The organism is Paraburkholderia sp. J41 (assembly GCF_905220235.1).
GTDB lineage: Bacteria > Pseudomonadota > Gammaproteobacteria > Burkholderiales > Burkholderiaceae > Paraburkholderia.
The window spans coordinates 193,155-219,258 of sequence record NZ_CAJMZE010000010.1 but is presented as its reverse complement, the minus strand read 5'-3'; the positions used below and the strand labels follow the sequence as shown (position 1 = coordinate 219,258).

Annotated in this window: 29 protein-coding genes; 9 read left to right on the top strand and 20 right to left on the bottom strand. The window is 60.5% G+C overall.

The window, feature by feature from the left end; translation table 11 throughout:
• Positions 1-36: 36 nt before the first annotated feature.
• The 3 genes from U5805_RS13425 to U5805_RS13415 are packed head-to-tail and all read left to right on the top strand — an operon-like array spanning position 37 to position 1,348.
• Complete coding sequence (locus U5805_RS13425) at positions 37-420, top strand: hypothetical protein (protein WP_322103959.1); 384 nt, start codon at positions 37-39, stop codon at positions 418-420.
• Positions 417-710, top strand: coding sequence for a hypothetical protein (locus U5805_RS13420; RefSeq protein WP_322103958.1), 294 nt, complete (start codon positions 417-419; stop codon positions 708-710). The genes U5805_RS13425 and U5805_RS13420 overlap by 4 nt, the downstream gene beginning before the upstream one ends.
• On the top strand, positions 710-1,348 hold the full coding sequence (locus tag U5805_RS13415; protein WP_322103957.1) for a hypothetical protein: 639 nt from the start codon (positions 710-712) through the stop codon (positions 1,346-1,348). The genes U5805_RS13420 and U5805_RS13415 overlap by 1 nt, the downstream gene beginning before the upstream one ends.
• On the opposite strand, the gene U5805_RS13410 is transcribed toward U5805_RS13415, so the two are convergent.
• Both U5805_RS13410 and U5805_RS13405 read right to left on the bottom strand, forming a co-directional pair.
• A complete protein-coding gene (locus U5805_RS13410; RefSeq protein ID WP_322103974.1) occupies positions 1,326-1,667 on the bottom strand; it encodes a helix-turn-helix transcriptional regulator in 342 nt (113 codons plus the stop codon). The genes U5805_RS13415 and U5805_RS13410 overlap by 23 nt on opposite strands.
• A gap of 60 nt (positions 1,668-1,727) precedes the next feature.
• Positions 1,728-2,090, bottom strand: a complete 363-nt coding sequence (locus tag U5805_RS13405) for a hypothetical protein (RefSeq protein WP_322103956.1) — start codon at positions 2,088-2,090, stop codon at positions 1,728-1,730.
• 88 nt (positions 2,091-2,178) lie between these two features.
• On the opposite strand from U5805_RS13405, the gene U5805_RS13400 reads away from it, so the two are divergent.
• Both U5805_RS13400 and U5805_RS13395 read left to right on the top strand, forming a co-directional pair.
• Positions 2,179-3,252, top strand: coding sequence for a hypothetical protein (locus U5805_RS13400; RefSeq protein ID WP_322103955.1), 1,074 nt, complete (start codon positions 2,179-2,181; stop codon positions 3,250-3,252).
• Positions 3,253-3,392: 140 nt separating this feature from the next.
• Complete coding sequence (locus tag U5805_RS13395) at positions 3,393-4,232, top strand: hypothetical protein (RefSeq protein WP_322103954.1); 840 nt, start codon at positions 3,393-3,395, stop codon at positions 4,230-4,232.
• A 307-nt stretch (positions 4,233-4,539) separates the two neighbouring features.
• Here the strand turns inward: U5805_RS13395 and U5805_RS13390 are convergent, their stop codons facing one another.
• From U5805_RS13390 to U5805_RS13330, 13 genes are all read right to left on the bottom strand, one after another.
• Positions 4,540-5,205, bottom strand: a complete 666-nt coding sequence (locus U5805_RS13390; protein ID WP_322103953.1) for a hypothetical protein — start codon at positions 5,203-5,205, stop codon at positions 4,540-4,542.
• Positions 5,206-5,400: 195 nt separating this feature from the next.
• Positions 5,401-6,534 carry a CBS domain-containing protein gene (locus U5805_RS13385; protein ID WP_322103952.1) on the bottom strand — a complete coding sequence of 378 codons (1,134 nt, stop codon included), beginning with the start codon at positions 6,532-6,534 and terminating at the stop codon, positions 5,401-5,403.
• 698 nt (positions 6,535-7,232) lie between these two features.
• Complete coding sequence (locus U5805_RS13380) at positions 7,233-7,901, bottom strand: hypothetical protein (RefSeq protein WP_322103951.1); 669 nt, start codon at positions 7,899-7,901, stop codon at positions 7,233-7,235.
• A gap of 363 nt (positions 7,902-8,264) precedes the next feature.
• Positions 8,265-9,707 (bottom strand): AAA family ATPase, encoded by a 1,443-nt coding sequence (locus U5805_RS13375; RefSeq protein WP_322103950.1) that lies wholly within the window; start codon positions 9,705-9,707, stop codon positions 8,265-8,267.
• Positions 9,700-10,818, bottom strand: a complete 1,119-nt coding sequence (locus U5805_RS13370; RefSeq protein WP_322103949.1) for a hypothetical protein — start codon at positions 10,816-10,818, stop codon at positions 9,700-9,702. The genes U5805_RS13375 and U5805_RS13370 overlap by 8 nt, the downstream gene beginning before the upstream one ends.
• Positions 10,818-11,204, bottom strand: coding sequence for a hypothetical protein (locus U5805_RS13365; RefSeq protein ID WP_322103948.1), 387 nt, complete (start codon positions 11,202-11,204; stop codon positions 10,818-10,820). The genes U5805_RS13370 and U5805_RS13365 overlap by 1 nt, the downstream gene beginning before the upstream one ends.
• Positions 11,201-11,494 carry an AlpA family phage regulatory protein gene (locus U5805_RS13360; protein ID WP_322103947.1) on the bottom strand — a complete coding sequence of 98 codons (294 nt, stop codon included), beginning with the start codon at positions 11,492-11,494 and terminating at the stop codon, positions 11,201-11,203. Before U5805_RS13360 ends, U5805_RS13365 begins: the two co-directional genes overlap by 4 nt.
• A gap of 337 nt (positions 11,495-11,831) precedes the next feature.
• Complete coding sequence (locus tag U5805_RS13355; protein WP_322103946.1) at positions 11,832-12,077, bottom strand: hypothetical protein; 246 nt, start codon at positions 12,075-12,077, stop codon at positions 11,832-11,834.
• A gap of 60 nt (positions 12,078-12,137) precedes the next feature.
• Positions 12,138-12,899 carry a hypothetical protein gene (locus U5805_RS13350; RefSeq protein WP_322103945.1) on the bottom strand — a complete coding sequence of 254 codons (762 nt, stop codon included), beginning with the start codon at positions 12,897-12,899 and terminating at the stop codon, positions 12,138-12,140.
• A gap of 273 nt (positions 12,900-13,172) precedes the next feature.
• Complete coding sequence (locus U5805_RS13345) at positions 13,173-13,358, bottom strand: hypothetical protein (RefSeq protein WP_322103944.1); 186 nt, start codon at positions 13,356-13,358, stop codon at positions 13,173-13,175.
• Entirely contained in the window at positions 13,358-13,888 is a 531-nt protein-coding gene (locus tag U5805_RS13340; RefSeq protein ID WP_322103943.1) for an AAA family ATPase, read from the bottom strand. The genes U5805_RS13345 and U5805_RS13340 overlap by 1 nt, the downstream gene beginning before the upstream one ends.
• A gap of 2 nt (positions 13,889-13,890) precedes the next feature.
• Positions 13,891-15,258: an integrase family protein gene (locus U5805_RS13335; RefSeq protein WP_322103942.1), complete on the bottom strand. Its 1,368-nt coding sequence runs from the start codon at positions 15,256-15,258 to the stop codon at positions 13,891-13,893.
• 315 nt (positions 15,259-15,573) lie between these two features.
• On the bottom strand, positions 15,574-15,822 hold the full coding sequence (locus U5805_RS13330) for a hypothetical protein (RefSeq protein ID WP_322103941.1): 249 nt from the start codon (positions 15,820-15,822) through the stop codon (positions 15,574-15,576).
• A 291-nt stretch (positions 15,823-16,113) separates the two neighbouring features.
• On the opposite strand from U5805_RS13330, the gene U5805_RS13325 reads away from it, so the two are divergent.
• Positions 16,114-16,431: a hypothetical protein gene (locus U5805_RS13325; RefSeq protein ID WP_322103940.1), complete on the top strand. Its 318-nt coding sequence runs from the start codon at positions 16,114-16,116 to the stop codon at positions 16,429-16,431.
• 12 nt (positions 16,432-16,443) lie between these two features.
• Here U5805_RS13325 and U5805_RS13320 read toward each other — a convergent pair whose 3' ends face one another.
• Positions 16,444-16,638: a hypothetical protein gene (locus U5805_RS13320; protein ID WP_322103939.1), complete on the bottom strand. Its 195-nt coding sequence runs from the start codon at positions 16,636-16,638 to the stop codon at positions 16,444-16,446.
• Positions 16,639-17,033: 395 nt separating this feature from the next.
• Here U5805_RS13320 and adh point away from each other — a divergent pair, with 395 nt between their 5' ends.
• From adh to U5805_RS13305, 3 genes are all read left to right on the top strand, one after another.
• Positions 17,034-18,554, top strand: coding sequence for an aldehyde dehydrogenase (gene adh / locus U5805_RS13315; RefSeq protein ID WP_322103938.1), 1,521 nt, complete (start codon positions 17,034-17,036; stop codon positions 18,552-18,554).
• Between the two features lie 108 nt (positions 18,555-18,662).
• Positions 18,663-19,043: a DUF779 domain-containing protein gene (locus U5805_RS13310; protein WP_322103937.1), complete on the top strand. Its 381-nt coding sequence runs from the start codon at positions 18,663-18,665 to the stop codon at positions 19,041-19,043.
• 228 nt (positions 19,044-19,271) lie between these two features.
• Complete coding sequence (locus tag U5805_RS13305; protein ID WP_322103936.1) at positions 19,272-19,751, top strand: GyrI-like domain-containing protein; 480 nt, start codon at positions 19,272-19,274, stop codon at positions 19,749-19,751.
• A gap of 283 nt (positions 19,752-20,034) precedes the next feature.
• Here the strand turns inward: U5805_RS13305 and U5805_RS13300 are convergent, their stop codons facing one another.
• Genes U5805_RS13300 through U5805_RS13285 form a run of 4 tightly spaced genes read right to left on the bottom strand, consistent with a single transcriptional unit; the run spans position 20,035 to position 25,931 of the window.
• Positions 20,035-21,072: an XdhC family protein gene (locus U5805_RS13300; RefSeq protein ID WP_322103935.1), complete on the bottom strand. Its 1,038-nt coding sequence runs from the start codon at positions 21,070-21,072 to the stop codon at positions 20,035-20,037.
• Positions 21,073-21,082: 10 nt separating this feature from the next.
• Positions 21,083-22,417, bottom strand: a complete 1,335-nt coding sequence (locus tag U5805_RS13295) for a cytochrome c (RefSeq protein ID WP_322103934.1) — start codon at positions 22,415-22,417, stop codon at positions 21,083-21,085.
• The gene (locus U5805_RS13290; protein ID WP_322103933.1) at positions 22,414-23,088 is read right to left on the bottom strand and encodes a (2Fe-2S)-binding protein; all 675 of its coding nucleotides are present in this window, start codon (positions 23,086-23,088) and stop codon (positions 22,414-22,416) included. The genes U5805_RS13295 and U5805_RS13290 overlap by 4 nt, the downstream gene beginning before the upstream one ends.
• Entirely contained in the window at positions 23,085-25,931 is a 2,847-nt protein-coding gene (locus U5805_RS13285) for a xanthine dehydrogenase family protein molybdopterin-binding subunit (RefSeq protein WP_322103932.1), read from the bottom strand. Before U5805_RS13285 ends, U5805_RS13290 begins: the two co-directional genes overlap by 4 nt.
• Positions 25,932-26,104: the final 173 nt, after the last annotated feature.

The following is a 26,104-nucleotide window of genomic DNA, read 5'->3' as shown; positions in this document are numbered from 1 at the left end:
AGGCCAGTGCTCGCCCTTTTTCTGGAGATATTGAGCATGAACGAATCCACGCGGCTCAAGCCGCTTTTCCATCCCGGGCGCCTGCTCGTCACGCCCGACGCGCTCACAGCGCTGCGCGAGAACAGTATTCCCGTCATCAGCGTCCTGCTGCGGCACATCGCTGGAGACTGGGGCTGCGTGTCCGATGACGACAGGCGCGAAAACGATCTGTCGATCAAGGCAGGGCTGCGCCTGATTTCGCTCTATCCGTTACCGGACGGCGCCCGCATTCTCGTCGTCACCGAATGGAATCGTTCACAGACCACCATCGAACGGGTGAAGAAAACCGTACGGGGTGGCATTTCCCGGCCACAGCCGGCTGCCCATCACAGCTATCCGGTGTGGCCTGTCGTAACCTATCAAGCGAGGATCGCGGCATGAAGGACTCCGCACACCATCGCGCCCGCTTTCCGATGGGTACGACGGCCATCACGCCGGCCGCCCAGGCCATGCTGGAACAAGCCGGACTTTCACCTGTTGCCTTGCTGGACCGGCATGTGCGTGGAGACTGGGGGGAGCTTGAGCCCGCCGACAGGGCCCGGAATGAACTGGCGCTGCTGAGCGGCAAACGTCTGCTGTCGAGCTACGTGATACCCGGCAGCGGCACGGTCTGGATCATCACCGAAGCCGACCGCTCGATAACGACGATCCTGCTGCCGGAGGATTACTGATGCCCGCGCTGATCCAGAAGCTGCACCCGGCGCTGTATCCGGGCGCGCGACTGATGCTGGACGACACCCGCCGTCCGGTTTTCAGCCAGCAGGGCGACTGGGATGCCGGTAGCGCCCTGCATTGCGCAGCGATGGCGCTCGCGATGCTCGGCAAGCTGTTCGATCCCGTCGATGTGCGGGGCTATTCGAGCGGTCCCGTCGCGCATTTCTGGGACCGGGCCTGGCCGCATTATCTGCACGGCCTGACGCCTTCGGAACTGGCTGCTTTCGTCTGGGAACTCGATGCCGGTGCGCAGCCTGTTCAGCTCGAAGACCCTGCCGACGAACTCGCCCACGCCTGCTCACAGGAACTCGCGGCCGGATGGCCAGTGGTCGTCTGGATCGTCAACCGCCGCACTGACGAACGGCATGCCGCACTGGTTGTCGGGATTGAGGAACACGATGCAATCCTGACGGCACTCCTGTTGCTCGATCCAGCCGGGGCCGCGCCGGTACTGGCCGTGTGCAATGCGCGACTGGAATTCAGGAAGCCGCACGCCTCGTACATCACGGCCGAAGGGAGCATGCCGGCCGGCGTGGACGGCGCGGTGTCGATCCGGTTGCTGGACGCCTGTACTACCGGAGCCGGCTGCGCCTGATCTCTGGCGGGGTCGCCGCATTGGCGCGGCGTTCGCCGGTCGGTGCAAGTGATACGCCGTCCAGTGGCTCGAACAGGCCAGCCAACGTGATATTCAGCGCATGGCAGATATTCGCCAGCGTCTCGACCGAGGGATTGGCGATACCGCGTTCGATGGCCGAAATGTACGTCCGGTCAACGTGTGCCTCGAAGGCCAGCGTCTCCTGCGACTTGTCCACTTCGTGCCGGCGTTGCTTGATACGCCTGCCGAGCGCCACCGTGATCGGTGCCGGCGTGCGGGTAGCGGGTTCTGGGCGTCGGGAAGTCATGCCAGGCAGGATGCCCGCCTGACGACTGATTCACGACGCTATAAATTCGACAATTTCTGTCGTGTTTACACTTCATAAACTGAATTTACTGCCGTTATAGAGGAGTAAGGCAGGTATGACCACATACCGGTCACGCGCCCATTTTTGACGAGTAAACACGACATAACGGGACCCGCTGCATCGGCCCGCCGATGTCCCGAAATCCATCCACCACCTCAACCAGAAAGGAAAACCCGTAGTGAAGAAAACCGAATTCAACATGGGAATCACCAGTCTCGCGCTTGGCGCATCGCTGTGCGCGGCACTCGCCGCATGTGGAGGCGGTGGCGGCGACGATTCGTCGGCCAGCAACTCCGCTGGCAACACGCCAACCGTCACCACGAGTGGCACGGCCGCGATTGGCGCGCCGATCGTAGGCGGCTCGGTTTCGCTCAAGTGTGCGTCGGGCACGACGGCCGCGGCCACGACGGGTTCGGACGGTAGCTGGTCTCTCTCGCTAAAGAGCACGGATTATCCGTGCGCCGTGCGCGTATCGGATGGACAGGCGAACGGGACGGCACTGGCTGCGCCGTTGCATTCGGTGGCTCCGGCTCCGGGTACGACCAACATCACTCCGCTGACCGATCTCGAAGTCGGCGTGCTCGCCAAGGGCGATCCGGAAACGTGGTTCAACGGCGCGAAGAACGGCGACCTGTCTGGAGCGATCACGAGCGACAATCTGACCGACGCGCTGGCGAAGCTCACGACAGCGCTTTCGACTCTGCCGGGCAAACCGGCGCTCCCCGACAACTTCAATCCTCTCACGAGCGGTTTCAAGGCCGAAAAGGGTGATGCGGGCGACAACCTGCTTGAGAGCTACGGCGCGGCGCTGACGGCGGCGGGGCTGTCGCAATCTGACGCGGCCGCGAAAACAGCCAGTGGCACGGCGCTGACGCAGGCCGCGTACTCCGCGACGGCCTATACGACTGGAGCCAGCTACACGACCGATCCCGTCTCGATCCAGATGGGTTCGTCCGTGAATCTGGACGGCACCTTCGGTATCGCCATCGCCGATCCGAATCGCGGCCAGTACACGGCCAAGGCCAGGATCGATGCGGACGGCAATGTGACTTCGTTCACGGATGCCGGGAAATTCACGGCGATCGTGTCCTTGCTCGGGAATCGGGTCGGCCAGCTCTGCACGGCCAATGGCGCGGGAGGTGTTGTCGCGGGCCAACCGGGACAGTACGCCTACGTGTCGAGCGACCTGACGGAAGTGACCGATCCGAACGAGCTGAACGGCCAGAAATTTTCCGAATATGAAGACTGTACGCAGTCTGGTACGTCGGTGTTCGCGAATGGGGCGGTGACGTTCACGGACAGCGACGGCAGCCAGGACACGCCGATCCGCAACATCGCCCAGGCGTTCACGGCTGATGGCCTTGCGGATACGAAAGATCATTCGGTCGAGCACGCCAAAGCGTACCGATACACGGCGAACGGCGTCACGAAGTACGTCTACATCACCGTGAACAGCACGGCCACGCCGGGCACGAACGACGATCCTCTCGTGTTCGACATCGATACCAAGTACATCACGATCGGCCTGTCCCAGTAAGCTTTCTGCTGGCCACCCCGATGCTTCACGGAGTGCGGCGGCATTCTCCCCGGCGCAGCGGCGGCCTGTTCGAGCCGGCTGCGCCCTTCTCTATCCGACGGGCGCGTCCCTATGAGCCACGTCAGCTCAATTTTTTTTCGATGAAAACGAAATTCTCCACGTTCGCCTCGGCAGCATTCCTGAGCGCGGGACTGACCGGCTGCGGCCATTTCGAAATCGATACGGTCAAGGCTGCAATCGTTCCGCAGGATTCGACCCATACCTACGAGACGGCGCTCTCGAACCGAGCCTCTTGTGAGAAGGATAGCTGGCGCACGTTCAAAGACGACACGAACCGCACGGTCGTGGAGTACCGCTGCGATCTCAAGAACGGTGCAGCACTTCTTGCCGCGTTCCGACAGCAGAAGATCGCCGATACGCAGCACGACTTCCAGGGCTATTCCAACGGCCTCGACCAGACCGCCGCGAATATCCAGAATCCCGAGCAACTGGAGAAGCAGCTCGCCGACGCCCAAAGCCAGCTCGCGCAGTTACAGGCCAATAGCGTGCCGCCGGCAGATACGCCGGAGGCACTGAAACAGGGCATAGTCAACCGTTCAAGCGCGATAGAAGCGGCCCAATCCGTCGTCGCGCGAGCACAGCGCGAACTGGACGACGCGCGGAGCAACCAGACCGGCGTGCAGCAGGAACGTGCCCGTTTCGAGCACCAGGAGAAAGATGCGCTCGCGCAGATCGACAAGACCTACGGCGGTGTGACCGGCGCTAGCGAGGTATTCCAGTGGTACGTTCGAGATAGCGATGTCGTGCCGGCCTGGGCGGGTGTCGAACTGACGAAACAGGATGGCCGCGCCGTACGTCAGGATCGAGGCTGGCAGCAGACCTTGTGGGACTTGCTCAGCCACCGGGGCGACGATCACGTTCACTCTGTGCTCGATGTGCCCGACGATATCGTCCCCGGGCGGCAAGCTTCAGCAAGCTGAGTCAGCAACCGCAACGACGAAAGTACTAATCCGGTCCGCGCCAGTTATCTGGCTGGGCCGGAGCATCTATGTACCCATTCGCGGCGGCATTATTTTTTCCTCGCAGAACCGCTCGCATCATCGGTCAGCGTTCGGCCAGTTTCGGATACTCGCCTCCGTACGTGCAGAGAAACTCGAAAGGCTGCTTCGCACTTACCATCGGACGTTCCAGAGTCAAACAGAAAAATCCGATGGCGCTGCAGCGTGATTTTTCCACGCACCATGGCGATGATGCTGAGCCGAAATCTACGCCACCGCCAACTTCTCCTCAGTTCCCCGGCTCACTAGGTTCGAGCCTAGCGCCAAGCGGCGAGTAACGCCCAATCGACGCTTCGCGCCGAAACGACTTCATTAGGGTGGTGGCAGGCAAAACGGCCAATACATCTTCAACTACGTTGGATGTTGTTACCAGACACCAATCGATAAACGGCTTTTTCAGCTTGTTCAACCAACTTTCATGCACTTGCACGCGGTCAATCAACCTCTCGGCCTCAAGTCGTCGTACCGCCTTTATGTGACCATCGACGTTGCCGCTCGTCTTACTCGACTTCAACCGCTGCGTAAGGCGCTCACCTTTGGGATGAACGATCTCGTTTCGGAGCGCAACCAAGAAATCAAAATCCTTCAGATCGGGCGTTGCCGTGACCTGCTTGCCTTCACCCAATACATCAAAAATGCCGTGTATTTTGAGTGAGACAGATTTTTGATCAGACTCGAGATCATCAAGCCTTTTAAGGAGCCGAGCTTCGGGTTCTGTTAGCTGATGTCCAAGTTCGGAAAAGCACCACACGTGCGGTTTGCCAAACGGTGCCGCCGCCGAAGCCGAATCGGATTTGAGGTGGCACTCTTTTGCGTGATCATCGAGCCAACCTAGCCAAGTCGCAAGGTCGTGCGTTAGGGCTTCAATCGATGCCACTGCCAGAACAGCAGTCATAAGGCCATCGCGAGAACGCAATGCACAGTCAAAATAATTAGGTGAGTGATTCACCAGGTGAACTCGTTGATTTTCTGCGCTTGACAATTTCACACTCGAAAGTTGTTATGAAGCGATTGATCGCGCTACCGGACCTCATGAACTCGACGTTCAAGCTTTCGCCTGTTATTGCATCCCCAAGGCTCTTCGGTTGCCTTAATGCAGACGACCGATTTGATGGAGAAAGCGGACGAAAGCACGTAGCGTATCGTGGTCTTCAGGGGTTATTCCGTCCGGATCGAAGTGCATAACGTCATTTCGAATACGTCGCACTTCATTTAGCTCTCCGGTGAACACTGCACGGTCCAGCGGAACATCAATCTTCTTCCAGTTGTCCTCGCTCTCAAGGAGACGGATTGATTCGCCAAGCGTTAGATCCGCAACGGACTCTACCGTCCGGTTAGCATCCGCCGGATCTTTCAATACCTTCAATTCGTCAGGGGTGAACTTGCCGTCAATCAATGAGCGGATGTGATTCTCGATCTCTCCGAGAAGGAGAAACGGCTCTGACAGCTGTTGGAACTGTTCATTCAGATCGGTGGCGGTGACGATGCCCGTAATTTTCTTGTCACTACCGCGGACCAGTACGTACGATTCCTCTGCAATCAAACCGATGACATTGAATAGTGAGGCGGACTCCGGCACTTCCACCGCCTGCTGCATGCAAGCTTGTACTGTGACCGGTCTCTCCCCATCAAACTGCAAATGGTGAGCAATTGAAGACCACGTCACGATACCCTTGACCTCCCTCTCCGTCGTCATCACCGGAAGCTGAGAATAGTCTCGTAGCATCATTATTGTCATGGCTTCCGCCACCGAGCAGTCTGGAGCAACATAGCGCGGAGGCGTACTCGCAGCCAATAGTCGGCTGACCCGGAAAGCAGGTTCGGCCATGCCCCCGACGACAAACTGCTGCTTTGCTATTGCTTCCGCGACGCCGACTGCCGCGTTCGGATCGTCTGCCCGCGCTTCTGCGATGACCTCCAACGTCACTGCACCAGCTGCGACTCGTTCCCCATTGACCCCGGCCGCTTCGGCTTCCGGCTCAAGTACCTCCGCAGCCAGAACGAACCGAAGCTCTCGATCAAGATCTGGGAAGTTGAAATTTGGAAGTGTGTCAATGCCATGTTCTCTGAGCGACAGCCGAATCCCGTACACGACATTAGCACCGCGACGCTCGGCACCGGCCCACCGCAGCAGTTCGCGGACAGACACATTTGGGACTGGCTCCTTCGCGTCAAGGCTCGCTCGTACGCGAGCAAGTTCTAAATCCAGAGCGGCTCGGTTCATTTATGAGTCTCGTGGTCAGGCGAATATGTGTTCAAAGCTTAGTTGCTTCATCAGCGTTACGGGATACCGCAGCCGCACTATGCCTTCCATGCAGTGAAATGCTGGCTATAGCAACTGCTCCAACCGCCAATTGCCAGCCGTGATCCCGCCTCCGAGTGGCGGAAAGGGGGAAGTTTGCCACACCCGTGCCCCCGAATAAATCCTAGGCGGTGGCCGGCGAGCGCCAAGCCGTTGAGCCAAGAAAAAGAAGAGGCGAAACCGGCTATTGACGCACACGATGCGCGAGCCATTGCCGAGATTGTCGTGCTATGCGGCGCGCATACATAGCAACCTGCGCTATTGGTTAAGAAACCATTTTCCAAACAGCTTGTCGTCCTCGGCACCTGATTGGTCTTTGCCATGCAATTTGCGATAAAGCGGCATCGAGTATCACGCTCTGAATCATCGTGGCAAGTGAAATAGCCGCTCTAATCAGGCAGGTTTAAATCCGTCAGATCGATCTACACGGCGAGGAATTTTTGATACTTCTCGGCGAGCAATGCAAACTCCCCCCATCCCGACCGGGAGTCTGTTGAAAAACTTGAACAGACATCTCTCGTGACAGGTAGTTACGTCCGGTAAGCTCGGCCAGTCGGCAAAACGCTCATGACGAGTCCGGGCACGTACGCGAGATGATTCAGTCACTCTGGCTAACTCAATCAGCCGAAATACCTCACGCCGAACAGCTTATCGTCCTCGTCACGATCAAGCGGCTCCTGCACCGTCTTGCTCATGTATAGACCAATGAGCTTGCGCAACGCCTCTCGCTTTTCGTCATCGTTTCGATGAACGTAGCCGATGGCTACTCCCCATTTGTTTCGATATGAATGCGCATAGCGGTTGGCATTATCAAAGCCGCCCCATTTCGTAATGCGATTCCAGGCCACTCCCAATTCCTCACACGCTCGAACGTGGTCTCGTCTGCTGACCGATACGAATACGATCAAATGAACGTGTTCAGAGCCACCGTCATACCCACTTTCTTGTCGCCAAACCAGTCCTCGAATATCGTGAAAGATAGTACGTTCATCGTCTTCGAGTGGCCTACCTATACTTCTACGACGACGCTCATAGGCATGAGCATCTTTAATACGTTGAAATAGAGTGCGACGCATGCCCTGCATCGTGAAGAAATTCACATCGTCACGATATCGTTTATCGACGTTCAGAGTAATGAAGAGTACCTGATAGCTCTTGCGTAGCTCGAACATCACAGCCGCAAGGCTTAGCCCTCTTGCCTGATTCCTCCGAAAGCGTTGCTTCTTGCGTCTCTGTGTACGGCAATCATCGTTTCTGTCGAACCAGTATTGTTCCGTTCTATCTGCCATGACTGACCTCATTGGTTGCTGCTCCAATGAATCAACGCATGCAGTAGAAATTTATTTTCAGATATCAATCATTAAACATGCCCTTGAGGCATGTTGAATTCTCATCCTCTTTTCTTACCTTAGCTCACCATCAATCCGCATCGAAATATCGCGCCCTTAAAACCTATTACATAGGGACTGCAACTTATGAGGATCTACACCGGAACAAAACAACGATGAATGAGCTATTGAGCATCAACGATTCATTGCATTTCCGAAATTAACTCCATCCTCCGAATATGCAACTGACGGTAAAAAAAATAGCGCGAATTCATCGCGCCATTTCCCATTCATGTTTTCGTGATACCACGCCGAGCAAAGCGTTCAATCATGAGCGCCACCCTTGCGCATGTAACCCACGAATATTTCCCGCGAATTCTGGTCGGGCAGGTTCATCTCGTCCCGCCAGAAGGGAGCGTGTTCAGGGGGGCTACTGTTGTCAGTGTCAGGCAGGTTACGTTCTTCCACCCAAAACTGTGCCGAGCCTTCCGACTTTTCGTCTTGGTCGTGTTTTTCGTCTTTTTCGACTTTGGGGATGTCATCGTCATAGCGCCCCTCATCACGCGAGCCACGCTCCTGGTAGCGGCTTCTCGGCCGATCAGACTCATCGCGACGACGGATACGGCGCTCCTCTTGGTGGTCATCACGCGAACGGTCACGAAGATTGTCAAAATCCGAGACTGAGAGCACCCAGTACCAAGGGCCACGCGAGTACCCTGGCTCCTTCGTCGACTTCCCGCCCAGCTCCGCCAGAGCCTTGCGCAGATTCTCGGGGGTATAGCCTTGAGTCTGCCCACTGCCGATTGCCTCGTTGGCCAGCACCGGGCCTCCACGGAGCAGGTCACCGACGAACTCCAATTCAGCCGCCAGTTCATCTTCGATGGTAGCTGATTTCAACTCGGCAGCGCGAACTATGGCTTCCGGGTCGCCGACTAGGTCTTGCATGTCCCACTTCAACGCCGTTGCATCAGCAATGCCGTTTTCGGCTTCGAGGCGGACAGACTCGATCCTGAATCCATGCCCGCCATCGGTGAGGCCAATATTGGACTTAGCACGAACCAGCACACCACGAACGGGATTATCCCGAGACGTTCCAGTACCGGCGATCTTGCTGACGAACAACACGACGCGAGATACGGCCAGGTAGGCAACGCTGCCATTGATGCGATCGGCCAACTTCTTCTTCGACGAGGCTTTCGCCAGATGACGCACCCCGATGACGGCAAGGCCCTCCTGTTCAGCAAGCATAATTAGGGGTTCGAGATATTTGCGCACGGCATCGTTATTGTTCGTGTTGCCGGAACCCGATGGCAGCGGGTCGATAGCGATGATGCGAACATCGATCCCATCGGCGCGCAATCGCTTGATTTCGCTGACCAGTTCAGGCATGTCCGAGGGGCAGAAGTATCGTTTCTTGCCATGCTCTGCCATGCCCCGCAAAACTAGGACATTTTCTAGGTCGGCACCTGCGGCAATGAGACGACCCATGACCGTTTCCTGAATGCTGTCTTCGCTCGTCCAGTACAGGCAAAACACTTTAGGCGCGCGAGTGCCATCGGGAAGCAACCCGCCCGTCGAGAACGCCGCGAGCAAATCGGCCAGCAAGGTGGTTTTGCCGGAACCCGGCTCGCCGACCAGCAGGTGCAGTTTGCCGATGGCAAGCCAGAATCGCCAAAGCCAATCGACTGCCAGTAGCGCAATGTCGCTGGCGCGATCAATAATCGGACCGTTGCGTTTCGGGGGCGGCGTATAGGAGTCGTTATGCATGGCGATTCTCTTGGCTCTGTACGCCTGCCGAGGCTGGCTGAATGAGTGTGAAGGTCGGCAGCACCTCGGAACCCTTAGCGCGGACGTACTTCTCGCGCAAGGCGCGGCACTCTAGTTCGAGTAGGAGAGCGTCTTTTCTGGCGGTGTCGTGAGGCTCGATCAGACCAGCCCAGGAACATTGCGGCTCGCGCTGCTGGTGAACATGGCCATCACCATCGGTCACCTCGTCCCACAGGCGAGCCACCTCGTTGGCGAGGTCTGCCGATGTGCGGCCATCTGCCAACAAAACGGCACCGAGATAGAGGCCATGAACGCGCGAGAAATTGACCGTGATAACACCACCTCGAAACCGGGCCTTGATGGATTCCTCACGATCGAGCCCATTTTGCAGGGCATGCAAGTCGTTCTGGATCAACGCGATGCTGGGCCGGTCCGGTGTGTCGGGCTGGCGATGCACCTTTTCGCCCGACATTTTCTGCTGGAATAGCAGCTCGTTACCCTTCGCGTGCTCGTGCAGCGCATACGCGGCCTCTTTGTTTGCGGGGACGAATGGCCTGCGCAGGAGCGCAACCTTGTACGCGAGGACCGACTCGTCACTCGAAAATGCCGCTTCCACGGCATGCGTCACCCGCATTCCATCGGCGCTGCTCTTGCGCTGCCATTGAATTGCGCGCTTAACGGCCTGGGTGCGCGCTCCTTCATGGCAAACCTGTTCGAACAGTTCGCGGTTAAACATGCCCATTTCTCCGCGATCGGCAATCGTGCTCACGAGTTGGCTGAAATGGCTCGGGAGCAACGTGCGCAAGAGAACGTCGATGACAGGGACATCCTCACGATCCGGACTCGGAAGGCTCCGACACAGTTTCAGGCGGCTGGTGAGGTCGTCCTGCTCATGGTCGCTAAAGACCATGCGACGCCCATTGAAAATCTGTGCCGTAGTCTTGACCCCCGCGCGCAGGCTTCGGGAGTAATCGTCCCTAAACCAATGCGTGGTGCCGTCGAGGCAATGAGCAATGCCGAAATCGATACCCGCTTGCTGGATGCAAATGTCGTGTTTGCTTACGCTGGGCGAATTGTTCGCACAAGTGGCGCTTTCGTAGTTAGAAGCCATCACACCCCCTCGAACGCGTAGCGTTTACGAAAACGGGGTTCGTCACCCATCGGCACCTCAGTGCCCTTCAGCTCGCCAATCAGATTCCGCTCGACGCGAGCTTCCATGTATTCAATGATGTCGGCCAAAATCCAGCGACCATTCACTCCACTCCCCCAAACAGGGGTAGGAAACTTCGCGTCATGAAGATTCGGGTTGTTGGCACCGATTTTCTCGAGAATCCACCATTGGGGATAGCGCACAAGGAGCCCGACGATATTGATGTCAACAAAGGTGTTCACCGCGAAGGTGCCAAAGCGCGTCTCATCTATTTTTCCGTCCTGGATTGACAATTCCAGCGGCATGATCGAACGAGCGACCGAGTGGGGTTTCGGCAGATCAATCATTTCGTCACCCCCGTCGCAATCCGGTTGCGGGTCTCGAAATGCTGCTCGGTGTATACGCCCATCGAGGACTCGTTGTGAATCTCACGAGTGCGAGGGCGTACTTTCAGCCATGCCTCAACGTCGTCGGCGATATAGACGGTTTTGCGCGTGCCAAGCCGAATCGGCAACGGCCACGTCGGATCGTAGTAAGGGGATTTGGGGTCTTGCCAACTGAATCGGGTCGTTTTGCCGATACCGATCAAGGTATCGACTTCGGCGCCCCGCAGGTGGAGCGGCTTGATCGTGTTCATGTAACCTCTGAGCAGACGGTCGTAGCTGCGTGATGGGTCGTAGCAAACGCGCGCACCCACCACCCAGCATCCAAGTTAAAGGATGTGGTAATGGGTCGCAGTACGACCGCACGTCGGCGACGATTAAGTTTCCGCTGCTCAAGTCAGGGGTACAAAACACTACCCGGACAACCGGCGAGAGATGCCAGTTATGCGAAAGCTGGTTGGTGCGTCAACCAAGCCCGACGCGAATGAGACCACAAATTTTCTTGCGAAGCAACATTATCGTGATTTCGACCTCCCATTGGCCAATCACGCACTGTGTAAATGAGTTACCGACGCACCGGAGACGCATCGATCAAGATAGTCCGACCACCACTACATCATCTTGGCACGCGGCTTTCAGATAAAGCGCACGGTTATACGCGCCGCTGACATCGGTGCGCACCTGGTGAATCAGTAGCGCCAGATATGCTCGTGCGGCCAGCCTTGCTCGGAACCCGTGGCCAATCATGCGCCCTTTATAACCCATGCGTTCAAGCGCCCCGATGATTGGGTTGTTCGACATCAACTTCTGGAAATTGCGCTCTCCGGAAAAAATCACGATCGTTACTCAGGGTATGCAGCATGCTGGAGCAGCCGTAAGCAAGTACGCGCTAAGCCTCTACTCATCGATAGGATCGCCATTGCGCAGCCGTCGAACAGCCTCTACAGGCCAGAGCACCCGGCGGTTCGCCAACTTGCTTGGCCGCACTCCGTGATAACTTCCCTCGCTGGAATATCGCTTGCGAATGGATTGGGGATCAACGGCCATCACTGCCGCAAACTCTTCCGTCGAGAGGAAATCCCGATTCTCGGGAATCGGCATCGGTACACGCGCCGCCGACTTCCGGGGGCTAGCAGGAACTTCCAGTACGGATGGTGGCAATGCGTTCGGCGATGCAGCGGCTAACACCATCCGCATCGAATCGACTATCGCGATCGACTGCGCGGCATATTCGACAATCTGTGACGGGATGAAGTCGACCTGTCCGGAGGCCGGCTTGCCGACAATGACATCGATGAACAGTGGCAACCAGTCCGTATCGATTTCTTCACGCTCAAACCAGTCAATGAACTGGTGCGGCGTCATCTTTGTAGGCGTCGCCTTTCCGTTTTCTTCTTCCTCGTCGGCCCATTCACGCCATTCGCGCATGATCCGGCGCGCACAATGAAAGCGCTTATGTCCACCGTTAACCAGCTGCTCGCCATCAAGTCCCACCCCTCCGTCCGGCATTTCCTCGCAGCCCTCCAGCGCGAGAACGCCCGACATGACGAGCGCCCCCTCAATGGGCGTCCAAGTCGCGCGAGCAAGACACGCCTTCAACACGGAATAAAGCCGCGTTGCGGCAGCGATGCGTTCTGGTGGTGAATCGCGTTCAGTCATAGCCCGGGGTTTCGTTCGAATGGCAAGCGGCAATCATTCTAGCCGACGCCCAATCCATCAGCCGATGGTGTGACCTGATGTGTCAGTCATCAGAAAATGGCGTGCGTTACCGCGACGCTTCATTAGGAAGCGAGAAACATAGCGACTGAATCGGAAAGGACGGTGCGAAGTGTGCCGGGACGGCGCGCACAAGGCTATGCGCGATAGAGAAGGGCAAGAATCAGCGAGGGTGCCGCTGGCAGGCAACAGTACCGCTCACGAAAAGAATGCAATTTACGTCAATTGCCCATTGCGCAATTGCTCGGCCGAAATACGCACCAGCTTCCCGTTCTGCACCACGACGATAGCCGTATCGGTCTGCACGGCAGTACGGCGCGCGAGTTCGGCCGCACGTTGCATGGCGGCAAGCGATGCGCGTAAATCCGGGTTTTTGGCCTTGGATAGGTCCTGCTGCTTCATCAGTTCTCTCCCCACTCTAGCATGATGGGTGTATTGCCGGAATTATCGTACAGTGCCCAGTCGTCCACAGCATGACGGTAATGCTGCTCGAAATTCTTCAGGCCGGCGGCAAACCGCCGGCGGATGACCAGTTCGGGAATATCGTGGCCGCCTTGGCGCACCCGCTCGGCCACGCGCGCAATAGCGGTTTCCGCATCGGGCAGACATAGGAAAAACAGGCTAACACGGTAGCCCTGCGCTCGCCATAGCCGAATGTGCCGGAGATACGCCAAGCCTGACAGAGTGGTTTCGAAGGCGAAACTCTCGCCGAGTCGGGCATTCTGCGCTATTTCTTCCAGCATCAGCCGGGCCGCCTTGATCGCCGCGGTTTCCGGCGCAAACGGGGCGAGCCCGGCCGCGATCAGATCTGCGTTCACGAAACGGGGAAGCTGTGCCTCGGCCGGCAGAAACGACCGTGCGAATGTTGTCTTGCCGGCTCCGTTGGGACCGGCAATGATGATGACCTTCTTGTTTGCGGTATCCGTTTCCATACTCAGGAACCTTCTGCACCGGCAGCGGCCGACGGTGACGTAAATGAAATCCCTGCCTGTTCCAGCATCCAGGCCTCGATCCGGTCATGCCAGAGACGCAGCAGGTCGAGCGGGCGACGGCGATAGTGTTTCTCCGCGATGGCGGACGGCTTGTGCCCCTGAATCTGCGCGACGACGCCGACCGGAACCTCGACCCACTCGGACAGCGTACCGAACGAACGCCGAAGGCCATGCAGCGTAACGTGAGGCAAACCAGCTGCTGCCAGCGCCTTGTTATGCGCGATACGCGGCTCGGCAATCTTGCCATCCGCCGACGTCTTGCTGGAAAAAACCCACTCCGATGGTGTCCACAACTCCCCCCTCTCCGTCAAGCGAGCGAGTTCCCTGCGACCCGGGGGTATCTCGTTCAGCCGCTTCAGGTTCATCAACACGATCGCCAGGTACGGCGTCAGCGGGATCGTTCGTCCTCCGGTGCCCTCGACCTTGTCGTCCAGCACGAGACTGCGCCAGCGGAAATCGACATCTTCCCAGCGCAACCCCGCCCATTCTTCCCGGCGCGCGCCGGTAAGCAGCAACCCTTGCAGGTAGGCGCTATGCACCGGGTTCGCGATCAGGCGAACCTCGCGAAACCACACGGCCAATTGTTCACGCTGCAATGAATCGCCGTCTTTTGCCTTGACGCGCGGAACAACGTCACGGACATCCCGGGCCTTGTAGGCATCAGCCGGAACGATGCCTTTGTAGACTGGCATGTCATCCACCCAGCGGACAAACCCCCGCAGCAGACGAAACGATAGCGCCGACATCGTCGGCCGCTCTTTCGATTCGGCCGCGAGCCATTCGGCGATCCGCTCACTGCTCAACTCGGACAGCTTCAGGGAACGAAGTGGGGCCAACGGACCAGGCTGCGTGACGCCCTTGCCACGCTTCTTCGGCTGGCCCCCTTCGTCTGCATGCTGCAAGTGATCGCGATAATGGCGCTCACCCCAGAATGCCTTCCGGTTCTCGACATACTCGTCCCACACAACACCAAACATCGCGTCCTGCCGCTTGGCCTCCACGCGACGTGCCTCATGCGCGGCCTGCTGCTCCGCCCGTACCTCGCGCGGGTCCTTCCCATCATCAATAAGCGTCTTGAGCCGCGCGGCCTCAGTGCGGGCGCGCCCCAAATCCCACGCCCGAGCATCCCCAACCGTCACCCGCACCGTTTTTCCAAAGAGTCGAGATTCGAAGATGTAGGCCCGCGCGCCGGCCGTAGTCACGCGCAATCCGAAACCAGGCGTCTTCGCATCCCAGTAGATTGTTTGCAGCTTGCCGGGCTCGCATTCGAAGCTATCGACCCGAGCCGCCGTGAAGTTCTGTTTGCTCATCCATTTCCCATGTAGGCACCATGTAGGCAAATACTAGGGAAATCAGTCCACATGAGTCAACGAGAAAATCCGTAGGTTAAGGCCAGAAGCCTTATCTATACAGGATTTTTGGTGCCTACATGGATATCAATCCACATGGATGAGTGCGATGTTTCTCGGACTCTTAATCCGTAGGTCGAGTGTTCGAGTCACTCACGCCCCACCAGTGAATTCAGCCAAAATGCCCGATCCTTGCGATCGGGCTTTTTGGCATTTCCGCGCGGCATTTTTAGCCGAACCCCGCCCGAATAAATCCCCGCCCCAGCACGCACGCGCCTACCTCGCGCGACGCGAACGCACCCGAGCGCGCGGCATCCAGCGGCCGAGCGACTCGAAGCCGTCGAGCTGGCGCAGCAGCGTATCGACGGTCGAAAGCTGCATGTGAGTCAGATGATTCTGACGAAGGAGCGCGTAAAGGCGCTTGCGCCAGTATTCGACGCCCATCACCGGCACTTCGAACTCTCCCGAAAGCGACGGCGGCATCACCCGCGCAATGTGCGCGATTTCCTGCTCGACGAATGTCATGGCGTTCCCCCGTTCGGACTGCCCTAGTTTCTTTTCGTATGAAGTACTGTAGGACGCCTGGCGGCGTGCGCCAGCCTACCCGAGTGAATAGGTAAGGAAACTCTGATATCCATCAGAAAAGGGGACGCAACACCACATAAACCGCCCGATGCGCCGCTCGCGACATTCGGCCGATTTAATCGAAATCCCAATCGACTGCAACGTCGGCGCTTTTCAGATTCTTCCGATAGGGATTATCTGACGCGTGTCCGATCATAGTCCGATCGAACAGTTTTTCGAGGTAAATCAAAGATGCATGGCCATCCTACCGACCGGCTCGTGGCCGGTTCGATCGTCGGCGCGATTTTCACGGCAGCGCTCGTTCTCGTTTTGATCTGGCTGGATATTCCGCCCGAAAAGAAAGTCAGTCTGGCAATCCGGCTCGCCGTGCCTGTCGTGATTTCCGCCGTGGTGCTGCTGTTTCGTCCGCTGCTGCTCAAGACGATCTGGCGCGACCGCCGCGACCCCACCCTGCTGGACGAAGACCTGAACCTGCTGCTCGTCGGTCGCGCGCTCGGCGTGGTCGGCGGCTTCTTCTTCGGCGTGACGCTCGTCACGCAACTGCTCTAACCGATCGCTCGATCAAAGAAACGGCTTGCCGTCCACCTGTTCGTAGACGGCGTTGCCTTCGTCGTCTTCGAACTGCTCGAGATAATTGCGGGCGCCGCACACGGGGCAGCGGAACAACGGCCCCTGGCCTTCGTTCCGGATCTCCACCTCGCTTTGTTCCCACGGGGTTTCGCACGACTGGTTGCGGCAAACGAATGTGCTCGACATCGAACTCTCCTGACTGTTACGGGTGCCAAGCCTACCGCATGTGAGGCCGGAGCGCCGCAATTCTCCCTTTCCGCTATCGGCTTTGCGCCGATTTCGTCGCGTTCGCGCACTGCCTTTCGTCCGGCGTGTTCATTCTTTGCGCACTGGCCAACGCGCGCTGTGCCGCATCGGCACAATCGCTCGCGCCGGTTCGATCGACGCGCGCAGACAGTCGCGCGGCGCGGCCTGCCCCGCCCCACGCGCGGCCTCGCGCGGCCTCGCGCGGCCTCGCGTGGCCCGGCGAGCAGCGCCGCCGGCGCATTGGCATGCTTCTCGCGTTGCCGCATGGCGGTCGCGGCGGCGGTGTTACGCCGCATCCGTTCATATCGACATCGAGAACAGCGAGGAGCACGCAGATGAATCACGCGGACATGCAGTTCCTGACCACGGAATTCCCGTATAAAAAGCAGTACGGCAACTTCATCGGCGGGGAATGGGTCGCGCCGCTCGGCGGCGAGTATTTCGACAACCTCTCGCCCATCACCGGCCACCCGTTCACGTCGATTCCGCGTTCGCGCGAAGCCGACATCGAACTGGCGCTCGACGCCGCGCACAAGGCCAAAACCGCGTGGGGCAAGACCTCGCCCGCCGACCGCGCCAACATCCTCAACCGCATCGCCGATCGCATCGAGCAGAACCTGCATACGCTCGCCGTGGCCGAAACCATCGACAACGGCAAGCCGCTGCGCGAAACGCTGGCCGCCGACATTCCCCTTTCCGCCGATCACTTCCGCTACTTCGCGAGCTGCGTGCGCGCGCAGGAAGGCGGCATTTCGGAAGTCGATCACGACACGGTGGCGTATCACTTTCACGAGCCGCTAGGCGTGGTCGGCCAGATCATTCCGTGGAATTTTCCGATCCTCATGGCGTCGTGGAAACTCGCGCCCGCGCTCGCGGCCGGCAACTGCGTCGTGCTCAAGCCCGCCGAGCAGACGCCGGCCTCGCTGCTCGTGCTCGTCGAGCTGATTCAGGATCTGCTGCCGCCGGGCGTGCTCAACGTCGTCAACGGGTTCGGGCTCGAAGCCGGCAAGCCGCTCGCCTCGAACAAGCGCATCGCGAAAATCGCGTTTACGGGCGAAACCACCACCGGCCGCCTGATCATGCAATACGCGAGCCAGAACATCATTCCGGTCACGCTCGAACTGGGCGGCAAGAGCCCGAATATCTTCTTCGCCGACGTGCTCGATCACGACGACAGTTTCTTCGACAAGGCGCTCGAAGGTTTCGCGATGTTCGCGCTCAATCAGGGCGAGGTGTGTACGTGCCCGTCGCGCGTGCTCATCGACGAAAAAATCTACGACCGCTTCATGGAGCGCGCGGTCGAGCGCGTGGCGGCAATCCAGCAAGGCCATCCGCTCGACACGAAAACGATGATCGGCGCGCAGGCTTCGCAGGAGCAGCTCGAAAAGATCCTCTCGTATATCGATCTCGGCAAGCAGGAAGGCGCGCAATGCCTGATCGGCGGGGAGCGCAACGCGTTGGCGGGCGAACTCGGCGACGGCTATTACGTGAAGCCGACCGTGTTCCGCGGCCACAACAAGATGCGCATCTTCCAGGAAGAGATTTTCGGGCCGGTGGTGTCCGTCACCACGTTCAAGACCGAAGAGGAAGCGCTGGATATCGCCAACGACACGCTCTACGGCCTTGGCGCCGGCGTGTGGACGCGCGACGGCACGCGCGCGTATCGCTTCGGCCGCGCGATCCAGGCCGGCCGCGTGTGGACCAACTGCTATCACGCGTATCCGGCGCACGCGGCGTTCGGCGGCTACAAGCAGTCGGGCATCGGGCGCGAGAACCACAAGATGATGCTCGACCACTATCAGCAGACGAAGAACCTGCTCGTGAGCTACAGCGACAAGCCGCTCGGTTTCTTCTGAGCGGCGTTCGCGCGCCGGGTTCGAGAGAGGCGCGCCGTGCCCCGGCGCGGCGCGCTTTTTTCGCCGGCTTTCGCGGTTCCGTTTCCGCACGTCGTGGAGGAAAGCTTCATGGTTGAACGCGTGATTGCAACCCCGGCCGCACGCACGCTCATCGAGCGTCTCGCGAGCGAACACGGCCCGCTCCTGTTCCATCAATCGGGCGGATGCTGCGACGGCAGCGCGCCCATGTGCTTCGCGCAGGGCGAATTCATCGTCGGCGGCGCGGACGTGCATCTCGGCGAGATCGGCGGCATGCCGTTCTACATGACCGAAGCGCAATACCGATACTGGCAGCACACGCAGCTCATCATCGACGCCGTGCCGGGCAACGGCGGCATGTTCTCGCTCGAACGCCCCACGGGGCTGCGCTTTCTCACGCGCTCGCGGCTGTACGACGACGAGGAAAACGCCTGGCTCGAAGCCCATCCCGTCGCACGGGTCACTTCCTGACGGCGCGCGATGCGGTCCTGGAAGCATGTCCGAAGCGGAACGAAAAACGGACCGGAAAGCGCTCCGAAAAGCGGCCCGGGAAGCGGATCGAAAAGCGGACCGAAAAGCGGACCGAAAAGCGGCTCGAAGATGCTCCGAAAAGCGGCTCGCCTTGCGCGCGCGCAGCGAACACCCGAATGCGCGCGGTGCTATCGTGAAACGCCCTGATCCGCGAAAGGAGCAGCCGTCATGTCATCCCGCGAAGTGGAACTCCTGACCCTCGAACCGATGGATCTGCTTGCCGTCGGCCACACGGGACCGTACATGTCGATCGGCGACGCGTTCTACACGCTCGCGCAATGGCTCGGCGAGCGCCAGGTGCGCACGTCGGGCGGCCGGCTGGTCGGCATCTATTACGACGATCCCGAGACGGTCGAGCCCGCGAAGCTGCGCGCCAAGGCGGCCATTCATCTCGATCCACCGCAGGACGTCACCGTGGGCGGTCCTGTGGAGCGCGTGCAACTGCGCGGCGGCAAGCATGCGCGGTTGCTTCATGCCGGCCCGTACGAAGGGCTGATGCAGGCGTGGAACTGGTTTTACGGCGACTGGCTGGCCGGGTCCGGCGAGCAAGCGGATTTCGCCGCGCCGTCGTTCGAGGTTTATCTGAACACGCCCGAGGAAGTCGCGCCCGAAGCGCTCAAAACCGAGCTTTATCTTCCGTTGTTGTGACGCGTGCGCCATTCCGGCGCGATGTCTTTAAGGTTTTTTAAGCGATGTATATGTAAACGTAGTAGTAGTTAACAAGCCCCTGGGTTTTCTGTGGATAACCCGGTAAAAGCATTGAGTAAACAATCGCATGGCGGATTGATAACGTTTTGGGTCGCGCGGGGACAAGGCGCCGGGACTTTGAGTAACTTTTCGCCGTTTTGCGCGCCGCCGACGTTATCCCCGATTCATGCACAACGATTTCCAGGGCTTTTCCGCCGGTTATCCGCAAGTGCCTGTGGATAGCTCACGCGCGGGCGAACGGCGTCGCGCAACCCGCGCTTTCTCCGCCGCGCCATGTCTTTGCTTCGCGAATATCGCAATGCGCGGGCAAGCGCACGCCGTGTTTCGCGGCCGTCAATTCCGCAAGTATGGATAGGGCAATTTCGGGCGGCGTGCGGCTGCCGATATAAACGCCCGCCGGACCGCGCAGGCGCGCGATTTCGGCGTCGCTCACGTCGAATTCGCGCAGCCGCTCGCGACGCGCCGCGTCGTTGCGCCGCGAGCCGAGCGCGCCCACGTAGAACGCGGGCGTCTTGAGCGCTTCCATCAACGCGAGGTCGTCGAGTTTGGGGTCGTGCGTGAGCGCGATCACGGCGCTGCGTGCGTCGAGCTTCATGTCGAGCACGGTATCGTCGGGCATGGTGCGCACGAGCGTCGTGCCGGGCACGTTCCACGTATCGACGTATTCCTCGCGCGGATCGCACACGATCACGCGGTAATCGAGCCCCGCCGCGATCTCGCAGAGATAACGCGAAAGCTGGCCCGCGCCGATCACGAGCAGCCGGTAACGCGGGCCGTGGACCGTGCGCAGATGCGCGCCGTCGAAGCGCACGCCGTCGGTGGCGCGGGCGGGGCCGAGCGTGGCGTCGCCCGTGGCCATGGAGAGCGTGCGCGCGACGAGTTGACCGCTTTCGATCGCATCGAGCAGGGCACGCAGGCCGCGCGCCTCGCGCTCGCCCTTCAGCGGTTCGAGCACGAGTTCGATCGTGCCCCCGCAAGGCAAGCCGAAGCGATGCGCCTCGTCGGCCAAAACGCCGTATTGCACGGCTTCGGGCCGCGCGAGCGCGATGCCGTGGCGACGCACGCGCTCGAGCAGATCGTCCTCGATACAGCCGCCCGACACCGAGCCGACCGCGCGCGCATCGTCGCGCAACGCGAGCATCGAGCCCTCGGGCCGCGGCGACGAGCCCCACGTTTTCACCACCGTCACGAGCAGCGCGCGATGACCCGCATCGAGCCAATGCGCGGCCGTTTTCAACACTTCGAGATCGACGCTGTCCATGCCTGGCGTGCTAGCGGCGCAGCGCCTGGACTTGCGCGGCGCTCACCTCGGCCGCTGCATTTCCCTCATTGCCCGCCGCATTGCCCGCCGCATTGCCCGCCGCATTGCCCCATTGCGAGCGCATCATGTTCGCGAGTTGCGCGATCTCCTCGTTGGACAGCGTGGCGGCGAAACCAGGCATCTCCTGCATGCTCTCCAGGCCCGGAAAGCGCTGCGCCTCGACGCCATCGAGCACGCTCACGATCAGGTTGCGCGCATCATGCTGACGCACCGTCGAATTGCCGCGCAACGCCACCGCGACGTGCGGCTTGCCCTCGCCCTCGGCGCCGTGACATCCCGCGCACACGGCGAGATACGTGCCGCGCCCCGCCGCGAATTGCGCGGCGTCGGCGGATTGCGCCGGCGAAGGCTGCGGCTGCGGCTCTGGCGCGCGATCGCCAAGCAGATACGTCGTCATCGCGTGGAGATCGTCGTCGGAAAGATACTGCGTGCTCAATTGCACGACGGGATGCATTTCCCCGAACGCCGAACCCTGCGGCGCGACGCCGGTTGCGAAGAACGCGCGCAGGTCGGCGGCCGTCCAGCCGCGTTGCGCGAGCAGCGCGGGCGTGATGCCGGGCGCGGTGACGCGGCCGAGCGTGCCGCCGCCCAGCGGCTTCGCATCGTCGAGCTGGCCGAACACGCCGCGCGTCGTGTGGCATTCGGCACAATGCCCGAGCGCGGTGACGAGATAACGGCCGCGCTGCCACACGGCGGAGTTGCCCGTGGAAGCGTCCGGCCGCGCGTCTTTCAGGAACAGCAGTTTCCAGAACCACACGCCGAAGCGCTGGTTGAACGGAAACGATAGTTCGGGTTCCTTATCTTTGGCGGGTATGGGCGGCAGCGACATCAAGTATGCGTAGAGCGCGTCGCTGTCGTCGCGGGTGATCTGCCGATACGACGTGTAAGGCATCGCCGGATAAAGCTGGCCGTTCGGCGAGACGCCGTCGTGCAGCGCGCGCCAGAAGTCGTCGGCGCTCCAGTTGCCGATGCCGTGCTCGCGGTCCGGCGTGATGTTCGTGCCGTAGAACCTGCCGAACGGCGACTCGATTTTCACGCCGCCCGCGAACGGCGCGCCGTCGGGCGCGGTGTGGCAGGCCGCGCAATCGGCCGCTTTGGCGAGATAGCGGCCGCGCGCGATCTGCGCGGCGTCGCCGTTTTGCAGCGGCGCGGTTTCGCTGCCGTGCGCGCGTGCGCCCGCGTAGTCGTCCCGGCTGCCGCGATTGTCATTGCACGCGCTCAGCGCGAGCGCACCCAGCACGAGCAACGCGCTGCCGACCCATGCCGTCATCATGCGATTCTTCATGCGCCGCCCTTTACGAGTCCGGGCGTGCCCAGCACGAGATCCTTCACCGCCTCGTAGTAGCGCACGTAGCCGGTGCAGCGGCACAAATGGTCGTTGAGCGCCGCCGTGATCGTGGCCTCGACGTCCGCACGCTCGACCGGCTCGCGTTGCAGTCTTTCGATCAGCACCGTGGCCGCATTCACGAAGCCCGGCGTGCAGTAGCCGCACTGGAAGCTGAAGTGTTCGAGAAACTTCTGCTGAACCGCCGAGAGCGCGACGATCTCGCCGTGCTCATCGCGCTTCGCGTGGCCTTCGATCGTGCGGATCTTCTTGCCGTCGAAAAAATGCACGCCGGTGATACACGCGCGCACTTCCTCGCTCGCGCCGTCGGTCTTGTCGAGAATCACGACGCATGCGTGACAGACGCCCTGCCCGCAGCCGAGCCGCGAACCGGTGAGGCCGAGATACTCGTGCAGGAAATCGACGAGCATGAGCGTGGACGGCACCTCGACCGGTCCGACCGCGCGGCCGTTCACGGTCATGGAAACCGCTTTCGTTTCGTAGCGCACGAGCGGCTGCGGAGCGGGATTCGAAGCGGACTTCAACGCGGGATTCGAAGCGGGATTCAAAGCAGGATTCGAAGCGGACTTCGAATCGGATGGCAAAGCGGGTTTCGATGCAGCCGCGTTCATGCGAGCACCTCCTGAATCTTTTGGGGCGTAACGGGCAGGTCACGGAAACGATGCCCGATGGCGTGCGCGAGTCCGTTCACGATCGCCCCGACGACCGGAATCATCACGACTTCGGCGATGCCTTTCGGCGGATCGGTTTCGGTAAGCGGCGGCAGCACGTCGCCGGTTTGCGTCCACACGGCAACGTCGCTCGCGCGGGGCAGCTTGTAGCGATTGAAGTTCCAGGTGCCGTTGCCGGGACCGTCTTCGTAAAGCGGCAGATATTCGTGCAGCGCGTGGCCGATGCCCATCGCGATGCCGCCCTGCAACTGCCCCGAAACGAGCTGCGGCGAGAGTTGATTGCCGCACTCCATGACCGAGTGATGCGCGAGCAGTTCGACTTCGCCGCTCGCCGTGCTCACCGCGAGTTCGACCAGCGTGCCGACCGCGCTGTAATACGTGACGGTCGCGTTGTTGCGCTGCACAGGCGGAATGAACACTTGCTTGCGGTCGAGCACGCGATAGCCGCTGGGCGTGTTCGCGCGCTTCGCGGCGTCTTTTTGCGCGCCTTCGCCTGCATCCTTGCCGGCGCCTTTGCCGTAACGCAGCGAGAGACCGTCGATGGGCAGCCGCTCGATTTTTCCGTCGATGGCGAATTCGGCTTCGGCCCATTGCCAGCGGTTGAACACGTGTACGGCCGCGCCCGTCACGAGGCCGAGTTCGTGCGCGCGCTTCGCGAGCCGCGCGAGCGGCAGCGGCTCCAGGCCGTCGGCGGAAAGCTTGCCGTTCACCCAGCGCGCGTCTTCCGCGCGCACGACGAACGACGCCGCCTGGCCGCCGCCGATGCCCTGTGTCCAGATCGACATCGCCGCGGGCCACAGGCCGTGCAGGAAGACCACGCGCGCCGCCTCGCGCGTGCTGTGCGTGAAGTAGAACGCCGAATTGGTCGCGCTCGCGGGCGACATGAAAGCCGGCGACCAGCGCGGATTGCGCGTGAGCCGGTCTTGTTCCGCTTGGGACATCAGATACGGGTCGCCGCTCGTCACCACGGGCAAGTCGGGCCATTCGTTGAGCGCGAAGCGGGCTTCGCCCGCCGGCATGCCCAGCCACTTCGCCACGGCAATCGCCTGCGAAGTCGACATGCCCGTGCCGATTTCGGCTCCCGAGTGATACAGCGCGATCGCGCCGCTCTCGCTCAATTCGACTTTCGCGAACGACGCTTCCGCGCCCGTGCCGAAGTCCTTCTGTACGCACGCGAAACCCACGCCGTAGCGCTTGCCCGGATGCGCGAGTTCGTACGACGCCTTGTTCTTCGCGCGCTCCGTCCACAACGGATGCAGCCGCGCCTTTTCGAGCACTTCGGCAGCGCGCACGGCGCCGGCGGGAATCGCGCCCTGCGTGTTCTTCATGCCCGAGCGCAACACGTTCTTCAGGCGGAATTCGATCGGGTCGAGTCTCAGTTCAGCGGCGATTTCGTCGATCATCATCTCGGTCGCGGCCATGCTTTGCAGCGTGCCGTAGCCGCGCGCGGAACCCGCGTCCACGGCGCGCGACGCGATGGCCACCGCGGTGAAGTCGCTCTTGGGAAAGTAATAGATTGACTGCGCCGCCGTCGCGCCGACCATCGCCACCGAAGGCGAAAAGTTCATGCGCCCGCCGCCGTTCGCTTCGAAATCGCCCTTGAACGACTGAAGCAGGCCCGTGCTTTGGTCCACGCCGATGCGGTACTTCATGTTGAACGCGTGGCGCTTGAGCGAGGTCTGGAACTGCTCGTAGCGGTCGTTGGCGAAACGCACCGGGCGGCCGTCGCCGTACAGTGCCGCGACAAGTCCATAAAACGGCACGTTGTAGTGATCCTTCGAGCCGTATCCGACCGTGTAGCACGGATGCAGGAACACGTTCTTCACCGGCATGCGGCAACGCGCGGTCATTTCCGCGACACTCTGCGCCACTTCGGCCGGACCTTGCGTGGGCACGATCAAATGCAGCGAAGCCGTGGCGGCGTCGTACCAGCAGTTGGCGTTGTCGGGCTCGAGCGCCGCCGTATCGACGGATTGCGTGCTGTAGTCGCGCTCGAACACGAGCCAGCCGGCGGGCGGCGTGTCGAGTTCGTCGGCGATGTCGCCCGCGTGGAACATGCCTTGTTCGTCGAGCTTGCCGTGATCCTTGCCGTCGGGCCACACGGGCTGATGCTTGCGCATCGCGGCCGGAAACACGGGCGCGTTCTTGAGGCTCGAAAACACGTCGTCGTCGAACGGCGTCGCGCCGCCCACGCGCACGAAGCGGAACGTGCCCCACGGATCGCGTTCGAGCGCGCCCGTTTGCGCGCCGTAGCGAATCACGCCCTCGCGGAATTGCAGCCGGTCCTTCGCAAGACGAAAGCGCGCGAAGTCGTGATAGATCAGGATCGCGACGGCGTGGCCGAGATACGCGGGCGTCTTGCCGCGCGGCAGCAGCATGTCGTCGCCGTAGAACGCGGGAAAGCGCAGGTTGTCGCGCGCGAGATCGTCGGCGGTCACCACGCGATCGGGTTGCAGCGCGTCGCCGAGCAGGTCGAGACTGAAGCCGTCGTAAGTGCGATCGGCGAGCGTCGTGCGCAGGACGAGCGCATGCGATTGCTGCTGCGGCCAATGCGGCATGTCGAAGGCGCGCATGTCGCGCGCGAACACCTTCGCGCCGGTGACTTTGGCGATACCGTCGATGCGCGACTTCGGATGGCCGCTCGCGGCGTCCCAGTCGACGGGCGTGAGAATTTTTTCTTCGAACAGTGCGGCGAATGCGCGGCTGCCGAACGGCGCGACATAAACCGAAACGCCCGCGATAACGCTGGCTTTGAGGAAGCTTCGGCGCGAAAGGCCGGTCATGGGTGAGTCCTGCGGTAAGGCTGTTGCAAGCCGATGTTGACGCGCACTGCCATACCGGTGCGGCGGACAGCGTGAAAGGGCGGGGATGTTACATGCATCTCGATTTTGTTTATCTCGTTATACAAAACGCATGATTGGTAGGGATACCTAATGGTTTTCGGCGGAATTTCCCT